We start from the raw sequence: 16647 nt of genomic DNA, 5'->3' as shown, positions 1-16647 counted from the left end.
CGTGGAATTCGGCCCCGGCGCGTACCCGAGTGTGCGTCCGGGTCAGCGTGTCCGGTTCAGCGACTGGAGCGCTGCCCGCAGGAGTCGCGGTACGGCGGGTGCCTCGCCGGCCTTGATCGCCTCATCGGCCTGGGGTGTGACCAGGGCGACCGCCTCGTCGGCCTCCCTGGTCGCGTAACCGAGGCCGATCAGGGCGGAGTGCAGCTGATCGTTCCAGGCGGCGGAGACGGGGGTGCCGATGCCCTGTCTGCCGATATGGCTGCCGACGGGCTCGCCGAGCCGGTCCTTCAGCTCCAGCAGCAGCTTCTGCGCGCCCTTCTTGCCGATGCCGGGGACGGCGGTCAGCGCCTTCTCGTCGCCCGTGGCGACCGCGACGCGGAGGGCGTCGGGCGCGTGTACCGCGATCATCGCCTGGGCCAGCCGCGGACCGACACCGCTCGCGGTCTGGAGCAGCTCGAACGTCTGCCGCTCGTCGTCGTCGGCGAAGCCGTACAGCGTGAGCGAGTCCTCCCGCACCACCAGCGACGTGGCGATCTTCGCCTGCTCGCCGATCCGCAGCGCGGCGAGGGTGGCCGGGGTGCACTGGACCAGCATGCCGACGCCGCCGACCTCGATCACCGCGGAGGTCGGGGCGAGGGCGGCCACCGGGCCGCTGACGAAGGCGATCATCGGGGGACCTTCCGTACGGGGACGTGGCTGGTGGGGCGGGACTCCTTGGCCGCGGCGTGCGCCTGCTGGAGTCGGTTGACGGCGGGGGCGCGCCAGATGTGACAGATCGCCAGGGCGAGGGCGTCGGCGGCGTCGGCCGGTTTGGGCGGGGCGTCCAGCCGCAGCAGCCGGGTCACCATGGCGCCGACCTGTGCCTTGTCGGCGCGCCCGCTGCCCGTGACGGCGGCCTTGACCTCGCTGGGGGTGTGCAGGGCGACGGGGATCCCCCGGCGTGCGGCGCAGAGCATGGCGACGGCGCTGGCCTGGGCCGTCCCCATCACCGTGCGGACATTGTGCTGGCTGAACACCCGCTCCACCGCGACCAGTTCGGGCTGGTGCTCGTCCAGCCAGGCTTCCACGCCCTGCTCGATGGCGACCAGGCGCGAGCCGAGGTCCAAGTCGGCGGCCGTACGCACCACACCGACGCCGAGCATCGTCAACGGGCGTCCCGCGACGCCCTCGACGACACCGACGCCGCACCGCGTCAGTCCGGGGTCCACGCCCAGTACCCGCATCGTGCCCCTCCCCCTCACACTCTCGGTCCTGCTCGATCACACGTTCTGCCGGTGAGTCAGAACCCCTGATCGGCACAGTATCGGTCGGCACCGACAACGCGGCGGGCCGACGGGGGTGTGTCCCCGTCGGCCCGCCGCGTACAACCGAGTTGACGCTGTGCGCCGGTCAGGCGTCGACCTTCTCCATGACGTCGTCCGAGACGTCGAAGTTGGCGAAGACGTTCTGCACGTCGTCGCTGTCCTCCAGCGCGTCGATCAGCTTGAAGATCTTCCGCGCCCCGTCCTCGTCCAGCTCGACCTGCATGGTCGGCACGAAGTTGGTGTCGGCGGAGTCGTAGTCGATCCCGGCCTGCTGGAGCGCCGTGCGGACCTCGACCAGGTCGGTGGCCTCACTGAGCACCTCGAAGGACTCACCCAGGTCGTTGACCTCCTCGGCGCCCGCGTCGAGGACCGCGCCCAGGACGTCGTCCTCCCCCAACTCGCCCTTGGGGACGATCACGACGCCCTTGCGGTGGAACAGGTACGAGACGGAGCCGGGGTCGGCCATCGAGCCGCCGTTGCGGGTCATCGCGACGCGGACGTCGGAGGCGGCGCGGTTGCGGTTGTCGGTCAGGCACTCGATGAGCACCGCGACACCGTTGGGCCCGTACCCCTCGTACATGATCGTCTCGTAGTCGGCGCCACCGGCCTCAAGGCCGGCGCCGCGCTTGACGGCGGAGTCGATGTTCTTGTTCGGCACCGAGCTCTTCTTCGCCTTCTGGATGGCGTCGAAAAGGGTCGGATTACCGTCGACGTCGGCGCCCCCGGTGCGGGCCGCGACCTCGATGTTCTTGATCAGCTTCGCGAAGAGCTTGCCGCGCTTGGCATCGATCACGGCCTTCTTGTGCTTCGTCGTAGCCCATTTAGAGTGGCCGGACATCTGCCTGTCTCCTTCGCGTAACCAATCCTGCTCCGTTCGGCAGAGATCCTACCGGGATCCCCTCACCCCGCGGAGCGCACCATCTCCGTGAAGTAGCCGTGCAGCCGGTGGTCGCCGGTGAGTTCCGGGTGGAACGCCGTCGCGAGGGCGTCGCCCTGCCGCACGGCGACCACATGCCCGTCGTGCTCGGCGAGCACCCGCGCCTCGGCGCCCACGGACTCGACCCACGGCGCCCGGATGAAGACCCCGTCGACCGGTCCCACACCCACGACGTCGACGGCCGCCTCGAAGGACTCGTTCTGCCGTCCGAAGGCGTTCCTGCGGACGATCATGTCGATACCGCCGACGGTCTCCTGTCCGGAGCGCGGGTCGAGGATCTTCTCGGCGAGCATGATCATCCCCGCGCAGGTGCCGTAGACCGGCATCCCGGCGCGTACGCGCTCGCGCAGCGGCTCCAGCATCCCGAAGAGGACGGCCAGTTTGGACATGGTGGTCGACTCGCCGCCGGGGATCACCAGGCCGTCGACGGCGGCCAGTTCGTCCGGCCGCCGTACGGTCGTGGCCACGGCACCGGCCGCCGCCAGGGCGGCCAGATGCTCCCGTACGTCGCCCTGGAGGGCCAGGACGCCGATCAGCGGGCCGGGTGCGGCGGCCTGGTCACCAGCCACGGTTGGCATAGTGCTCGGACTCGGGCAGGGAGTCGATGTTGATGCCGACCATGGCCTCACCGAGGTTGCGCGAGGCGTCCGCGACGATCTTGGGGTCGTCGTAGAAGGTGGTGGCCTTGACGATGGCGGCGGCGCGCTTGGCCGGGTCGCCGGACTTGAAGATGCCGGAGCCGACGAAGACGCCCTCGGCGCCGAGCTGGCGCATCAGCGCGGCGTCCGCCGGGGTGGCCACGCCGCCGGCAGAGAACAGCACGACGGGCAGCTTGCCCAGGTCGGCGACCTCCTTGACGATCTCGTACGGGGCGCGCAGCTCCTTCGCGGCGGCGTACAGCTCGTTGTTGTCGTAGCCGCGCAGCCGGGCGATCTCGTTCTTGATCTGGCGCAGATGACGGACGGCCTCGACGACGTTGCCGGTGCCGGCCTCGCCCTTGGAGCGGATCATGGCCGCGCCCTCGGCGATACGGCGCAGGGCCTCGCCCAGGTTGGTCGCGCCACAGACGAACGGCGTGGTGAAGGCCCACTTGTCCGCGTGGTTGACCTCGTCGGCCGGGGTCAGCACCTCGGACTCGTCGATGTAGTCGACGCCGAGGGACTGCAGGACCTGGGCCTCCACGAAGTGGCCGATGCGGGACTTGGCCATCACCGGGATCGAGACGGCCTCGATGATGCCCTCGATCATGTCGGGGTCGGACATCCGCGCGACGCCGCCGTCCTTACGGATGTCGGCGGGAACCCGCTCCAGCGCCATCACGGCGACCGCGCCGGCATCCTCGGCGATCTTCGCCTGCTCGGGCGTGACGACGTCCATGATCACGCCGCCCTTGAGCTGCTCGGCCATGCCGCGCTTCACGCGCGCGGTGCCGGTCTCGGGGGTCTGGCCGGTGGTGGGAAGCGTGCTGGACACGGTGACGACCTCACTGGAACGGGGACGGGAGCTGTTCGACGAGGCGAGCAAACCTCTCCGGACCAGTCCACAGCAAGGGCCAATAAGTGGCCGGTGGATCGTTCTCCCAAGCTGCCTAGGTGCCGGGGCGGTCGGCGAGCGCGACCGGCGGCTCGTCGTCCATCTCGAAGGCGAGCGGGAACGGGGCGTGGCCGGCGAGCCGGAACCAGCGGACCGTGCGGTGGCGGCGCAGGGCGCGTGCCGCGCGTACGGAGTCGTTGTGGAAGCGACGGGCCATGGGGACCCGGCGTACGGCCGCGGCCAGCTCGGTCGCGGCCTCCTCGCCGCCCGGCGCGGCCCGTACGGCCTCGACCTGCGCGACCTCGCCGAACACGGCCCGCAGCGCCTCGCTCAGCTCGCTCTCGGCCACTTCGCGCGCCTCCTCCTCCGCCTGCCGGGCGGCGTGCGCGCCCTGGTAGAGCACCATCGAGGCGGCGGGATCGAGGACGCCCGCGGTGGCCAGCTCCTGGGCGACCGAGGCACGGCGCAGCAGTTGGGCGTCAAGGGAGGCACGTGCGGCGTCGATCCGTGAGTGGAGGCGGTCGAGGCGGCCGGCGGTCCAGCTGAGGTACAGGCCGATCGCCAACAGCACGACGAAGATCCAGATCAGGGTTTCGGTCACGCACGGCAGGCTACTGGTGGCGGGGGCGTGTTCCCCCACCCCGCCCCTTCCCGAGACCCGGGGGCGAGCCCCCAGACCCCCGGTGTCCTCAATCGCCGAACGGGCTCATTCGAGCCCCGCCCGGCGATTGAGGGCACGACACCGCGACCCGCCCTGCGATCCGGCGCACAGCACGCAGCCCGCCGGGCATTCGGGAAGAGGTCCCCGGCCCGACGCCGGGGCAGCTCAGTCGCGGCCCGTCAGGCCGAAGCGGGCGCGCAGGCCCAGCCGTTCGTCCGTGGCCACCGACGCCGCGCCGTCGGCCACGGTCTCGTAGACCGCCAGAATGTCCGCGCCCACCGTCGACCAGTCGAAGCGCCGCACATGCGCGCTCCCCCGCTCCCGCAGCTCCTTGCGCCGCTCCGGGTCCCGCAGGAGCCGTACCGCCGCCTCCGCCAGCGCGTCCGCGTCCTCGTTGGCGAACAGCTCCCCGGCCGCGCCCTGGTCCAGGACCTGTGCGAACGCGTCAAGGTCGCTCGCCAACACCGCCGCGCCCGCCGACATGGCCTCGACCAGGATGATGCCGAAGCTCTCACCCCCGGTGTTCGGCGCGACGTACAGGTCGACGCTGCGCAGCAGCCGCGCCTTGTCCTCGTCGCTGACCATGCCGAGGAATTCGACGCGCCCGCGCATCTCCTTGGGAAGCGACTCCACGGCCTCCTTCTCGTCCCCGCGCCCGGCGACCAGGAGCCGGGTCTCCGGGAAGGCGTCGAGGATCTTCGGCAGGGCCTTCATCAGGACGGGCAGCCCCTTGCGGGGTTCGTCGATGCGCCCTATGAAGCCGATCGTGCCGCCCTGCCACTCGGGGTTGATCTCGGCCTTGGAGAAGAAGCCGACGTCGACGCCGTTGGGGATGACGACCGCGTCGCCGCCCAGATGCTCGACCAGCGTGCGCCGCGCGTACTCGCTGACGGCGATCCGCGCGCTTATTTTCTCCAGCGCCGGCTGGAGGATCGGGTATGCGGCGAGCATCACGCGCGAGCGCGGGTTCGACGTGTGGAACGTCGCGACGATCGGCCCCTGCGCCGCCCAGCAGGCGAGCAGCCCCAGCGAGGGAGCGGTGGGCTCGTGGATGTGGATGACGTCGAACGTGCCGTCGTGCAGCCAGCGCCGTACGCGGGCCGCCGCCACGAAGCCGAAGTTCAGCCGGGCGACCGAGCCGTTGTACGGCACGGGCACCGCCCGCCCGGCGGAGACCACGAACGGGGGGAGCGGCGTCTCGTCGTCGGCGGGCGCGAGCACGGAGACGTCGTGGCCCAGCCGGATCAGGTGGTCCGCGAGGTCCCTGATGTGGAACTGCACGCCGCCCGGCACGTCCCAGGAGTACGGGCAGACGATGCCGATCTTCACCCGGCCTCCCCGGCGTCGGGGCGTGGTTCGAGGTCGGCGAGCCAGAGCCGTTGCAGCATGTGCCAGTCCTCCGGGTGCTCCGCGATGCCCGTGGCGAACATGTCCGCCATGGCCTGTGTCATCACAGACGACTTTTCGGCCCGCGTACCTGTCTGCGGCACCTCGACGGCCGGATACACCCGCCCCCGCATGAGCTTGGGCCCGTCGAAGTGGAGCTCCACCGGAAACAGCAGCGCCCCGGTCTGCTGCGCCAGTATCGCGGGCCCGGCCGGCATCCGCGTCTTCTCACCGAAGAACGTCACCTCGATGCCCGACGCCGACAGATCGCGGTCGGCGACCAGACAGACCAGGCCACCGGAGCGCAGCCGCCTGGCGAGCGTCCCGAAGGCGCTGCCCCCGGTGTGCGGCAGCACCTCCATACCAAGGCTCTCGCGGTACGCCACGAAGCGGTCGAAGAGCGACGCGGGCTTGAGCCGTTCCACGACCGTGGTGAACGGAACGCCCATCCCCCGGGTCAGCCAGGCCCCGGCCAGATCCCAGTTGGCCATGTGCGGCAGCGCCAGCACGACGCCCCGCCCGCTCTCCAGACCCTCCGTCAGCAGATGGATGTCCTTGATCTCGACACTGTCCCGCACCCGCTGGTCGCTCCAGACGGGCAGCCGGAACGACTCCATCCAGTACCGCATGTACGAGCGCATGCCGGCCTTCGACAGTTCCCGGAGGCGTTCGGGGCTCGCGTCGGGCACCACGCGGGCCAGATTCGATTCGAGCCGCAGCACGTTCGTGCCGCGCCGCTTCCACACGCTGTCGGCGATGGTCCTGCCGAGTGCCACGGCCGCCGGTTCGGGCAGCTTCTTGACGGTGCTCCAGCCGACTCCGTACAGGGCGTCGACGAGCCGGTCCCGCCCGCCGCTCATGAAGCGGATCCGCCGGCCTTGGCCGCGTCGGCCGCCGCGTCCGCCTCGGCGGACTCGCGCCGTACGGTCACGACGCGCTGCCCGAGTGTCACCAGACTGCCCGCGGCCACCACCCACAGCGCGATCGGCAGCAGGATCTCGATACCGGGCACCCCGAACGTCTTGTGCATCCCCGCGAGACCCGCCGCCACCAGCGAGATGACAAGACGCTCGGCCCGCTCGATGAGCCCGTTGACCGCCACCGGCAGCCCTATCGACTCACCGCGGGCCTTCGTGTACGAGACGACCTGGCCGCTCGCCAGGCAGAAGATCGACACGGCGCACAGCACGTTGTTGTCGCCCGTCCCCGCGTACCAGAGCGCGAATCCGCCGAAGACCGCGCTGTCGGCGACCCGGTCGAGCGTGGAGTCGAGGAACGCCCCCCACCGGCTGGAGATCCCGGCCTGCCGCGCCATGTTGCCGTCGACGAGGTCGGAGAAGACGAAGAGCGTGATGACGATCGTGCCCCAGAAGAACTCTCCGCGGGGGAAGAAGAACAGCGCTCCCGCCATCACTCCCGCCGTACCGATGAGCGTCACAGCGTCGGGACTCACCCCCCGGCGGAGCAGAAACGCGGCGAACGGGGTGAGGACACGCGTAAAAAATGCACGCGCGTACTTGTTCAGCATGGCCTTCCCGACGGTCGTTGGGCAGGCGGCCCCATCGGCCACCGGCTGGCCCATCGTAGCCACGACCGAAGCCCTCCACCGCCGGGGCCGCCCGCCTCGACGGCGCCCGGCCCCGGCGACGGAGCCGACCACGACCCCGACCACGGACTCGGCGCCCGGACGCGACGTATGGACGCGGGCCGACCCGAGTGGAAAGCTCGAAGAACCACCGTGGGCATCGCAGGAGCTGCCACGCGCGGCTCCCACCGCCCGCGCCCGGCTCCTCACCGTGCGATCGATCGGGAGGCATGATCATGGGCGACAAGGCGAACGGACATCCCGGAGCCGCCGGCAGGGCTACGACGGCCGACCAGCCATCCTCCGTACGGAACGTGGTGCTGGTCGGCCACAGCGGATCCGGCAAGACGACTCTGGTCGAGGCCCTGGCACTGACCGCCGGGGCCCTCACGCGGGCGGGCCGTGTGGAGGACGGCGGCACCGTCTCGGACTACGACGAGATCGAGCACCGGCAACAACGTTCCGTACAGCTGTCCCTCGTCCCACTGGAGTGGGGAGGATGCAAGATCAATCTGCTGGACACCCCCGGCTACGCGGATTTCGTCGGGGAGCTGAGGGCCGGTCTGCGCGCCGCGGACGCGGCCCTCTTCGTCGTCTCGGCGGCCCAGGAGGCGGAGGCGGTGGCCGGGTCCACCCGCGCGGTGTGGGAGGAGTGCGCCGCCGTCGGCATGCCGCGCGCGATCGTCGTCACGCATCTGGAGACCGCCCGCACCGGCTTCGACGAGCTGACCCGGATCTGCGGCACGATCTTCGGCGGCGACGACCCCGACGCCGTCCTGCCGCTGTATCTGCCCGTGTACGGCGCCGAGGGACCCGACGGGCACGCGCCGGTCACCGGGCTCACGGGACTGCTCTCGCGGACGGTCCACGACTACTCGTCGGGCACACGCGAGGCGCTGGCGCCCGACCCCGGCCGGCTGCCGGTCATCGACGAGGCCCGCGCCCGGCTGATCGAGGGGATCATCGCCGAGAGCGAGGACGAGACCCTCATGGACCACTATCTGGGCGGCGGCGAGATCGACGAGCAGACCCTCGTGGACGATCTGGAGAAGGCCGTCGCCCGCGGCGTCTTCCACCCCGTCCTCGCGGCGGCGCCGGCCGCCGACGGCGCGCGTCAGGGCCTCGGCACGGTCGAGCTGCTCGAACTGATCACCGGCGGCTTCCCCACCCCGCTGGAGCGCCGGGCCCCCGAGGTGACCACCCCGCACGGTTCGGCCCGCCCGCACCTGAGCTGCGATCCGCGCGGTCCGCTGGTCGCCGAGGTGGTGAAGACGGCGTCCGACCCGTACGTCGGCCGGATCTCCCTCGTCCGGGTCTTCTCCGGCACCCTGCGGCCCGACGAGACAGTGCATGTCTCAGGGCACGGGCTGGCCGACCGCGGCCACGAGGACCACGACGTCGACGAGCGGATCGGCGCGCTGTCGGCGCCCTTCGGCAAGCAGCAGCGCGTCCTCGACAGCTGTATCGCGGGCGATCTGGCGTGTGTGGCGAAGCTGTCGCGCGCCGAGACGGGCGACACGCTCTCCGCCAAGGACGACCCGCTGCTCATGCGGCCCTGGGACATGCCCGACCCGCTGCTGCCGCTCGCCGTCGAGGCGCACAGCACGTCGGACGAGGACAAGCTGTCGCAGGGCCTCGCGCGGCTCGCGGCCGAGGATCCGACGATGCGTCTGGAGCAGAACCCGGCCACCCGTCAGGTCGTCCTGTGGTGTCTCGGCGAGGCGCACGTGGACGTCGCCCTGGAGCGGCTGCGCAACCGGTACGGCGTCCAGGTGGATGTCGTACCGCACAAGGTGCCGCTCCAGGAGACCTTCGGCGGGCCGGCCTCGGGACGCGGCCGGCATGTCAAACAGTCGGGCGGCCACGGCCAGTTCGCGATCTGCGAGATCGAGGTCGAGCCGCTGCCCGTCGGCTCCGGTGTCGAATTCGTCGACCGGGTCGTCGGCGGCTCGGTGCCCCGGCAGTTCATCCCTTCCGTGGAGAAGGGCATACGGGCCCAGGCGGCCCGCGGCGTCGCCGCCGGGCATCCGCTCGTGGACGTGCGGGTGACGCTGGTCGACGGGAAGTCGCACTCGGTGGACTCCTCCGACGGCGCCTTCCAGACGGCGGGGGCGCTCGCGCTGCGCGAGGCGTCCGCGGAGGCGCGTATCGAACTGCTGGAGCCGGTCGCCACGGTGGAGGTCGTGGTCCCCGACGAGTACGTGGGCCCCGTGATGAGCGACCTGTCGGGGCGGCGTGGCCGCGTGGTCGGCACCGACCGGGCGGGGGCGGGCCGGACGGTCGTACGGGCCGAGGTGCCGGAGATCGAGATCGGCCGGTACGCGATCGATCTGCGGTCGGTGTCGCACGGGACGGGCCGGTTCAGCCGCTCGTACACCCGGCACGAGGCGATGCCGGCGCATGTGGCCGACCGGTTCCGGACAAGCACCGGCGCCGCCGTGGTGGCCTGAGGCGCGGATGAGCGGGGCGCGGGGGCTGGTTTCTCCCTGACGCGGAGGCTGTGCCCCGGTTACGCTGTGGTGCGCCCCAGCTCAGCAGGTGTGCGGGGCGCGGTAGTTGGGAAAAGGGCGCAGCAGCGGATGCTCGCGGCGATGGGGGCGGACAGTGGCGCACGACGGATTCGATTTCTCTCCTGGGGCTCAGGTTCCGCTCCAGGGGTCGGCGGGTCAGACGGCGGCGACGCATGCCCTGGCCTCGGCGGCGTACCGGGACAGTCCGGTGGAGGAAATCCTCAAGGCGAACAGCGAGTGGCACAAGTCCGAGGTGAAGAAGGGCAAGGTGTCGCTCTTCGAGCCGAATCTGGGCGAGGCGTTCTCCCGCGCCGTGCAGACGCGGATGCTGGGCGGCGGCCGTGCCGCGCTCATCCAGTCCTTCGGTACGGAGCCGCAGACCGTGGTCGAGCACTGTCTGGCGGCGATCCGCATCCGTAAGGAGCGCGACACCCGGCTCACCCTGGTGACCGTCCTGTTCGGTGTGCTGTTCCTGCCGGGCACGTTGCTGTGGATCGGTGTCTTCCAGCTGCGCAGGACGCTGGCGGGGTCGAAGGACAAGAAGGCGGGCGCGATCGGCGGCGCCCTTCTGTTCGGCGTCGCCGCGCTGGCGGCGGTGTTCTTGATCGCGCTGCCGTTCACGGGCTTCCTCGGCTGGTATCTGCGCGGTGTGATCCTCGCGCCCGTCATCGGCTGGCTGCTCGCCAAGCGGATCTGCGAGACGACGGCGAAGGACCTGCGCGCACGCTGGACCGACCTGCTGGAGGGCGGCGGTCTCGGCGCCAAGGTGCCCGAGGCGGTGCCGGGGCATCCCGACGAGACCGCGCGGGAGGAGCTGCGCCACGGGCTGGAGAAGCTGACCGCCGAGCAGCGTTCCAACGCGGTCTTCTACGCGGGCCCCAAGGGGATACTGGGCATGGGCACCCGGTGGGGCAACTGGACGCTCGCGGAGGATCTGGTTCCCAAGGAGGCCGGCAAGGAGATCCACCAGTTCCGCAGTTACGACGTGATACGGGCGATGCACGACCAGCTGAAGATGCTGGAGCGCGGCCCGCTCAACTCCGGTGGTTTCACCAAGCCCGAGGTGAAGCACTGGATCGTACGGCCGGTCGACGAGAACGCCGGATCGGTCAGCAGGCCGGAAGGTCAGGACGTCGAGACGTACCAGGTCAAACCGCACGAGATACAGCGGATCTGCAACCACCAGCAGTTCGGCGCGGGTGACCGGCACTATCTGGGCGTGCAGTTCGTGCTGTGGGACGGCCAGTTGGTCATCACGATGATGATCACGGTGACGGTCCTGCACGAAACGCTGCGTATCGAGGTGACGGGTCACGCGCTGGGGCCGGTGAACCCCCTCTTCTTCTCGAAGCCGTCGCCCAAGACGGTCACCAAGGCCAAGCCGATCAGGTTCTGGGAGACCACGAAGCACAATCTGCCGCTGGTGGAGCCGAAGGAGGCGGTGCGCCTCGCGGTCCGCGCCCCGTTCACCTGGTATCCGCCGATCCTCGACTTCCTCGGCGGCAAGCTGGCGCTGCCCGAGCCGTTCGGTCTGCGGCACGCCTGGGCGGACAAGCCGTGGCGCCACCGCTTCATGGCCGACGACGCGATGCGCGCGGCCACGCCGGTGCTGCGGGTGGCGCACGCGGCGGCCCTGCGGGTGCTGAACGAGAACGGCGTGGACACCGAGCGCTTCGGCAGCCGCTCCTCGTCCCTCAGCGGCGCCGTCCAGGACCCGACGCCGAAGAAGGCCGACGTGTACGACGCGTAAGGCCGCGTGCCGGGACTACGAGGGGTCGGGCGCCGGCCACGCGTCGGCCAGCATCTGCCGGGTGTCGGCCAGCAGTTGGGGCAGCACCCGCGTATGGGCGACGACGGGCATGAAGTTGGCGTCGCCGCCCCAGCGCGGCACGACGTGCTGGTGCAGATGGGCGGCGATGCCCGCCCCGGCGACGGTGCCCTGGTTCATGCCGATGTTGAAGCCGTGCGCCCCGGAGGCCGTACGCAGCGCGGTCATCGCCTGCTTGGTGAGCGCGGCCAGTTCCGCGGTCTCGGCGTCGTCCAGCTCCGTGAAGTCGGCGACGTGCCGGAACGGGACGACCATGAGATGGCCGCCGTTGTACGGATAGAGGTTCAGCACCGCGTAGACCGACTCGCCGCGGGCGATGACGAGCCCGTCCTCGTCGGACTTGCGCGGGATCGAGCAGAAGGGGCAGCCGTCGTCCGCGTTCGGGCCGCTGGGCTTGTTCTCGCCCTGGATGTAGGCCATCCGGTGGGGCGTCCACAGGCGCTGGAACGCGTCCTGGGTGCCCACTCCGATCTGCTGCTCCGGCTCACTCGTCATGCTGTTCAGCATATGACTTCGGCCCGCCGAGGCGTGTCGCCGGGCCCGCCCGGCGCACCGCCCGGCCATGCTGGCGCGATGCATGTCCGCAACAGAACCGACCGCCTGCGTGAGTGGGAGCGGCGCCTCGAACTGCCGCTGCTCATCGGCTCGCTGCTCTTCCTCGCCTGCTACGCGGTGCTCGTACTGAACCACAGCCCCGACCCCCTCCCGCGCGAGGTCGCGTTCTACGTCCTCCTCGCGATCTGGGCGGTGTTCGCGGTGGACTACGCGGTGCGTCTGGTGCTGAGCAGCCGGGGCGTCCGCTTCGTGACGTCGCACTGGCTGGACACGGTCGTCCTGCTGCTGCCCCTGCTGCGCCCGGTGCGCATCGTCAACACGTACGTGGCGGTCCAGCGCCGCCGTGACCAGCCCCGGCTGACTCTGTACGGGCGGGTGATGATGTACGCGGGGATCACGGCCGGCCTGCTCAGCTTCGCCGCGGCGCTCGCGGTCTACCAGCAGGAGCGCGGTGCGCCGGGCGCCACCATCCGGACGTTCGGGGACTCCGTGTGGTGGGCCTGCTCGGCGATCACCACGGTCGGATACGGCGACGTCACACCGGTGACGCCGTGGGGCCGGGTGTTCGCGGTCTTCCTCATGGTCTGCGGTGTGGCGCTGCTGGGCGCGGTGACGGGTTCGTTCTCGTCGTGGCTGATCCAGGTCTTCGACCGCGAGGACCGCGCGAACCGGGCGAGCGCCGCGAACCGGCCGCCGGGCGACGTACGGCCCCCGGGGGGCTGACGCCTCCCGGGGGCCGTACGGCACGCCTGTGTCCCTGGGTCTCAGACCTGTACGCGGCGCTCCACGACGTCCAGCAGCTCGGCCAGCGCCTCGTCGGCGGGGATGCCGTTCTTCTGTGTCCCGTCCCGGTAGCGGAAGGACACCGCGCCGTTGGCGACGTCCTCGTCACCGGCGATGATCATGAACGGCGTCTTGGCCTTCTGGTGGTTACGGATCTTCTTCTGCATCCGGTCGGCGGACGCGTCCACCTCGACCCGCAGGCCCTTGGCCCTCGCCCGCCCGGCGAACTCCTGGAGGTAGGGCACATGCGCGTCACCGATCGGGATGCCGACCGCCTGGACGGGCGCCAGCCAGGCCGGGAACGCGCCCGCGTAGTGCTCCAGGAGCACCGCGAAGAAGCGCTCGATCGAGCCGAACAGCGCCCGGTGGATCATGACGGGCTGCTGCTTGGTGCCGTCGGACGCGGTGTACTCAAGCTCGAACCGCTTCGGCTGCTGGAAGTCGACCTGGATGGTGGACATCTGCCAGGACCGGCCGATGGCGTCCTTGGCCTGCACGGAGATCTTGGGGCCGTAGTACGCGGCGCCGCCCGGGTCCGGGACCAGCGGCAGCCCCTGCTTGTCGGCGGCCTCCTGGAGCGCCGCGGTGGCCTCCTCCCACTCGGCGTCCTCGCCCATGAACTTGTCGGACTCGGGGTCGCGGGTGGACAGCTCCAGCTCGAAGTCGGACAGGCCGTAGTCGCGCAGCAGCTCCAGCACGAAGGTGAGCAGGGAGTCCAGCTCCTGCGCCATCTCCTCCTTGGTGCAGTAGATGTGCGCGTCGTCCTGGGTGAAGCCGCGTGAGCGGGTGAGGCCGTGCACGACGCCGGACTTCTCGTAGCGGTAGACCGTGCCGAACTCGAAGAGGCGCAGCGGCAGCTCGCGGTAGGACCGCCCGCGCGCCTTGAAGATCAGGTTGTGCATCGGGCAGTTCATGGCCTTGAGGTAGTAGTCCTGGCCGTCGAACTCCATGGGCGGGAACATGCCCTCCGCGTAGTGCGGCAGGTGCCCCGAGGTCTCGAAGAGCTTCTTCTTCGAGATGTGCGGGGTGTTGACGAACTCGTACCCGGACACCTCGTGGCGGTGGCGCGAGTACTGCTCCATCTCCTTGCGGATCACCCCGCCCTTGGGGTGGAAGACCGCGAGTCCGGAGCCCAGCTCGTCGGGGAAGGAGAACAGGTCCAGCTCGCTGCCCAGCCTGCGGTGGTCGCGGCGCTCGGCCTCGGCGAGGAAGTCGAGGTGGGCCTTCAGCTCGTCCTTGGACGGCCAGGCGGTGCCGTAGATCCGCTGGAGCTGCGGGTTCTTCTCGCTGCCGCGCCAGTAGGCGGCGGCGGAGCGCATCAGCTTGAAGGCCGGGATGTTACGGGTGGTGGGCAGGTGCGGACCGCGGCACAGGTCCTTCCAGCACAGCTCGCCGGTCTTGGCGTCCAGGTTGTCGTAGATGGTCAGCTCACCGGCGCCGACCTCGGCCGAAGCGCCCTCGGCTGCGTCGGCGGCCTTGCCCTTGAGCCCGATCAGTTCGAGCTTGTACGGCTCGTCGGCCAGCTCGGCCCGCGCGTCCTCGTCGGTGGTGACCCGGCGGGAGAACCGCTGCCCCCGCTTCTGGATCTCCTGCATCTTCTTCTCGACGCGCTTGATGTCGTCGGGGGTGAAGGGCTCGGCGACGTCGAAGTCGTAGTAGAAGCCGTCCTTGATCGGCGGGCCGATGCCCAGCTTCGCCTCGGGGAACAGCTCCTGCACGGCCTGCGCCATGACATGCGCGGTGGAGTGGCGCAGGATGTTCAGGCCGTCCTGGGAGGACATCTCGACGGGCTCGACGCTCTCGCCGTCGGCGACCTCGTAGCTGAGGTCCTTCAGCTCCCCGCCCACCCGGGCGGCGATCACGATGCGCTCGCCGGGGAAGAGTTCGGCCGCCGTAGTGCCCGTCGTCACCACGCGCTCTTCCCGCTCGGAATCGCGTACGACGGTCACACGGACATCTGACACCGGTCTCTCCTTCACTCATGGGACGCGCACGCTCGATTCCGTACGCGACGGGAATCGTACCGAGCCGAAGGGGCCCCTCGCTAAACGGTTGAATTGTGCTGTCATCTCCGGCGTACGCCGCAAAGGGCGCGGGTATCACCGATTCGGGCAGTCGGCCGGATGCCATCTGCCAAGCGTGCGCGAGGAGTTCGGGGATGACGCACTGGTACGAGGGGCCCCTGGCCGCATTCGACATCGAGACGACAGGCACCGACGCCGAGGAGGACCGGATCATCTCGGCCGCCCTCGTCGTCCAGGACATCTCGGGCGCCCGGGCCCGGGTCACCCGCTGGCTGGTCAATCCGGGGATTCCGATACCGGTCGAGGCGGCCGAAGTGCACGGTCTCACCGACGCGTTGGTCCAGCGCACGGGCCGCTGGCCGGCGCCGGTCATCGAGGAGGTGGGGCGGGCGCTGGCCGAGCAGTGCATGGCGGGCCGGCCGCTGGTGGTGATGAACGCGCCGTACGGTCTGACGGTGCTCGACCGCGAGATGCGGCGCCACCGCGACTCGTCACTGGCCCGCTATCTGGAGAACGCGCCGTTCTGCGTGCTCGATCCGAGTGTGCTGGACCGGCATCTCGACGCGGTCCGCAAGGGCCGCAGACGGCTGGTCGATCTCTGTTCGCTGTACGGGGTGGTGCTGGACGGCTCGCACGACGCCGCGGCCGACGCGGCGGCGGCGCTCGAAGTGGTCCGGTCGGTGGGGCGCCGGTTCGCCACGACGACGCAGCAGCTCACCCCGGCCCAACTGCACACGCGACAGGCGATCTGGCACGCGGCGCAGGCGCGCGGCCAGCAGGAGTGGTTCGCCCGCGGCGGCACCCGGGCGGCGCCGAACCCGGCATGGCCGCTGCGGCCCCAAATGCCCCTGGTGGCCTGAGGATCAGGGCAGCGAAAAGGCCGGTCCGTCAGTGACGGACCGGCCTTTCCCGGTGGGCGATACTGGGTTCGAACCAGTGACCTCTTCGGTGTGAACGAAGCGCTCTCCCACTGAGCTAATCGCCCGGGAACGGACTGAACCATACAGGTCTCGGCGGGTTTCGTTCAAACCGTATGCGGGCGTGCGAGGACCTTCCGCAGCCCCCGCCGTCCGGCCCTCATCATCAGCGCGTGATTGGCGAGGAAGAAGGGGCGCCCGGCCACCGCGAGGCGCCGCAGCAGCGGCTTGTTGACGTCGACCTCCTGCTCGTACAGGGCGCGTGTGCCGCTCCCTCGCGCGCTCAGGGTCCAGCGCGCCCACCCTTCGAGGTCGCCGGTCATCTCCATCTCCAGGACACGGGCGCGCGGGTCGTTCCTGCTCTCACGGGCGCGGACGAAGAGGTCGTACGGAATCACGGACCGGAACCGCGCGATCCCGCTGCGCTCGTCGAGGGGCGTCACCTCGCGGACCTGCGGCCACCAGTCCGGATAGTCAGCGGCCCGCTTGAGCACGCCGAACACGGCGTCCGGGGCGGCGTCGAGGTCCCAGACGCTGCGGAAGCGGTAGTGGTGCCAGTCCATGGGTCAAGTGTGGGGCCCCGCGCACGTACTCACACCCGTATCTGAGTACGGCAGCCGATGG

The 16647-nt window shown here is 70.5% G+C and carries 16 protein-coding genes and 1 tRNA gene; 4 read left to right on the top strand and 13 right to left on the bottom strand.

The window, feature by feature from the left end:
* Positions 1-42: 42 nt before the first annotated feature.
* The 9 genes from ruvA to pgsA form a co-directional block, all read right to left on the bottom strand.
* Positions 43-669, bottom strand: coding sequence for a Holliday junction branch migration protein RuvA (gene ruvA, locus ACIBLA_RS12455; RefSeq protein ID WP_363244302.1), 627 nt, complete (start codon positions 667-669; stop codon positions 43-45).
* Positions 666-1223, bottom strand: a complete 558-nt coding sequence (ruvC, locus tag ACIBLA_RS12450) for a crossover junction endodeoxyribonuclease RuvC (RefSeq protein ID WP_363244303.1) — start codon at positions 1221-1223, stop codon at positions 666-668. Before ruvC ends, ruvA begins: the two co-directional genes overlap by 4 nt.
* A gap of 166 nt (positions 1224-1389) precedes the next feature.
* Positions 1390-2142: a YebC/PmpR family DNA-binding transcriptional regulator gene (locus ACIBLA_RS12445; protein ID WP_164249023.1), complete on the bottom strand. Its 753-nt coding sequence runs from the start codon at positions 2140-2142 to the stop codon at positions 1390-1392.
* Positions 2143-2204: 62 nt separating this feature from the next.
* Complete coding sequence (pdxT, locus tag ACIBLA_RS12440; protein ID WP_363244304.1) at positions 2205-2810, bottom strand: pyridoxal 5'-phosphate synthase glutaminase subunit PdxT; 606 nt, start codon at positions 2808-2810, stop codon at positions 2205-2207.
* Positions 2800-3714 carry a pyridoxal 5'-phosphate synthase lyase subunit PdxS gene (pdxS, locus tag ACIBLA_RS12435; RefSeq protein ID WP_363244305.1) on the bottom strand — a complete coding sequence of 305 codons (915 nt, stop codon included), beginning with the start codon at positions 3712-3714 and terminating at the stop codon, positions 2800-2802. Before pdxS ends, pdxT begins: the two co-directional genes overlap by 11 nt.
* A 115-nt stretch (positions 3715-3829) precedes the next feature.
* Positions 3830-4375 (bottom strand): hypothetical protein, encoded by a 546-nt coding sequence (locus ACIBLA_RS12430; RefSeq protein ID WP_363244306.1) that lies wholly within the window; start codon positions 4373-4375, stop codon positions 3830-3832.
* A 225-nt stretch (positions 4376-4600) separates the two neighbouring features.
* A complete protein-coding gene (locus ACIBLA_RS12425) occupies positions 4601-5764 on the bottom strand; it encodes a glycosyltransferase family 4 protein (protein WP_363244307.1) in 1164 nt (387 codons plus the stop codon).
* Positions 5761-6681, bottom strand: coding sequence for a phosphatidylinositol mannoside acyltransferase (locus ACIBLA_RS12420; RefSeq protein ID WP_363244308.1), 921 nt, complete (start codon positions 6679-6681; stop codon positions 5761-5763). Before ACIBLA_RS12420 ends, ACIBLA_RS12425 begins: the two co-directional genes overlap by 4 nt.
* Entirely contained in the window at positions 6678-7403 is a 726-nt protein-coding gene (gene pgsA / locus ACIBLA_RS12415; RefSeq protein ID WP_363244363.1) for a phosphatidylinositol phosphate synthase, read from the bottom strand. The genes ACIBLA_RS12420 and pgsA overlap by 4 nt, the downstream gene beginning before the upstream one ends.
* A gap of 239 nt (positions 7404-7642) precedes the next feature.
* On the opposite strand from pgsA, the gene ACIBLA_RS12410 reads away from it, so the two are divergent.
* Complete coding sequence (locus ACIBLA_RS12410) at positions 7643-9856, top strand: elongation factor G-like protein EF-G2 (protein ID WP_363244309.1); 2214 nt, start codon at positions 7643-7645, stop codon at positions 9854-9856.
* 154 nt (positions 9857-10010) lie between these two features.
* Complete coding sequence (locus ACIBLA_RS12405; RefSeq protein WP_363244310.1) at positions 10011-11666, top strand: hypothetical protein; 1656 nt, start codon at positions 10011-10013, stop codon at positions 11664-11666.
* A gap of 15 nt (positions 11667-11681) precedes the next feature.
* On the opposite strand, the gene ACIBLA_RS12400 is transcribed toward ACIBLA_RS12405, so the two are convergent.
* The gene (locus tag ACIBLA_RS12400) at positions 11682-12251 is read right to left on the bottom strand and encodes an HIT domain-containing protein (protein ID WP_363244311.1); all 570 of its coding nucleotides are present in this window, start codon (positions 12249-12251) and stop codon (positions 11682-11684) included.
* 66 nt (positions 12252-12317) lie between these two features.
* Between ACIBLA_RS12400 and ACIBLA_RS12395 the strand changes: the two genes are divergently transcribed.
* A complete protein-coding gene (locus ACIBLA_RS12395; protein WP_363244312.1) occupies positions 12318-13022 on the top strand; it encodes a potassium channel family protein in 705 nt (234 codons plus the stop codon).
* Positions 13023-13063: 41 nt separating this feature from the next.
* On the opposite strand, the gene thrS is transcribed toward ACIBLA_RS12395, so the two are convergent.
* Positions 13064-15046, bottom strand: coding sequence for a threonine--tRNA ligase (gene thrS / locus ACIBLA_RS12390; protein ID WP_363244313.1), 1983 nt, complete (start codon positions 15044-15046; stop codon positions 13064-13066).
* A 194-nt stretch (positions 15047-15240) separates the two neighbouring features.
* On the opposite strand from thrS, the gene ACIBLA_RS12385 reads away from it, so the two are divergent.
* Positions 15241-15966 carry an exonuclease domain-containing protein gene (locus ACIBLA_RS12385; protein WP_363244314.1) on the top strand — a complete coding sequence of 242 codons (726 nt, stop codon included), beginning with the start codon at positions 15241-15243 and terminating at the stop codon, positions 15964-15966.
* A 53-nt stretch (positions 15967-16019) separates the two neighbouring features.
* On the opposite strand, the gene ACIBLA_RS12380 is transcribed toward ACIBLA_RS12385, so the two are convergent.
* Both ACIBLA_RS12380 and ACIBLA_RS12375 read right to left on the bottom strand, forming a co-directional pair.
* Positions 16020-16091: transfer RNA gene (locus ACIBLA_RS12380), tRNA-Val, on the bottom strand.
* Positions 16092-16130: 39 nt separating this feature from the next.
* The gene (locus ACIBLA_RS12375; RefSeq protein ID WP_363244315.1) at positions 16131-16586 is read right to left on the bottom strand and encodes an SRPBCC family protein; all 456 of its coding nucleotides are present in this window, start codon (positions 16584-16586) and stop codon (positions 16131-16133) included.
* Positions 16587-16647 lie beyond the last annotated feature (61 nt).

Source organism: Streptomyces sp. NPDC050433, assembly GCF_044458565.1.
GTDB lineage: Bacteria > Actinomycetota > Actinomycetes > Streptomycetales > Streptomycetaceae > Streptomyces.
Note: the sequence above shows the minus strand (reverse complement) of the source record. Positions and strands in the feature narration are given on the sequence as shown.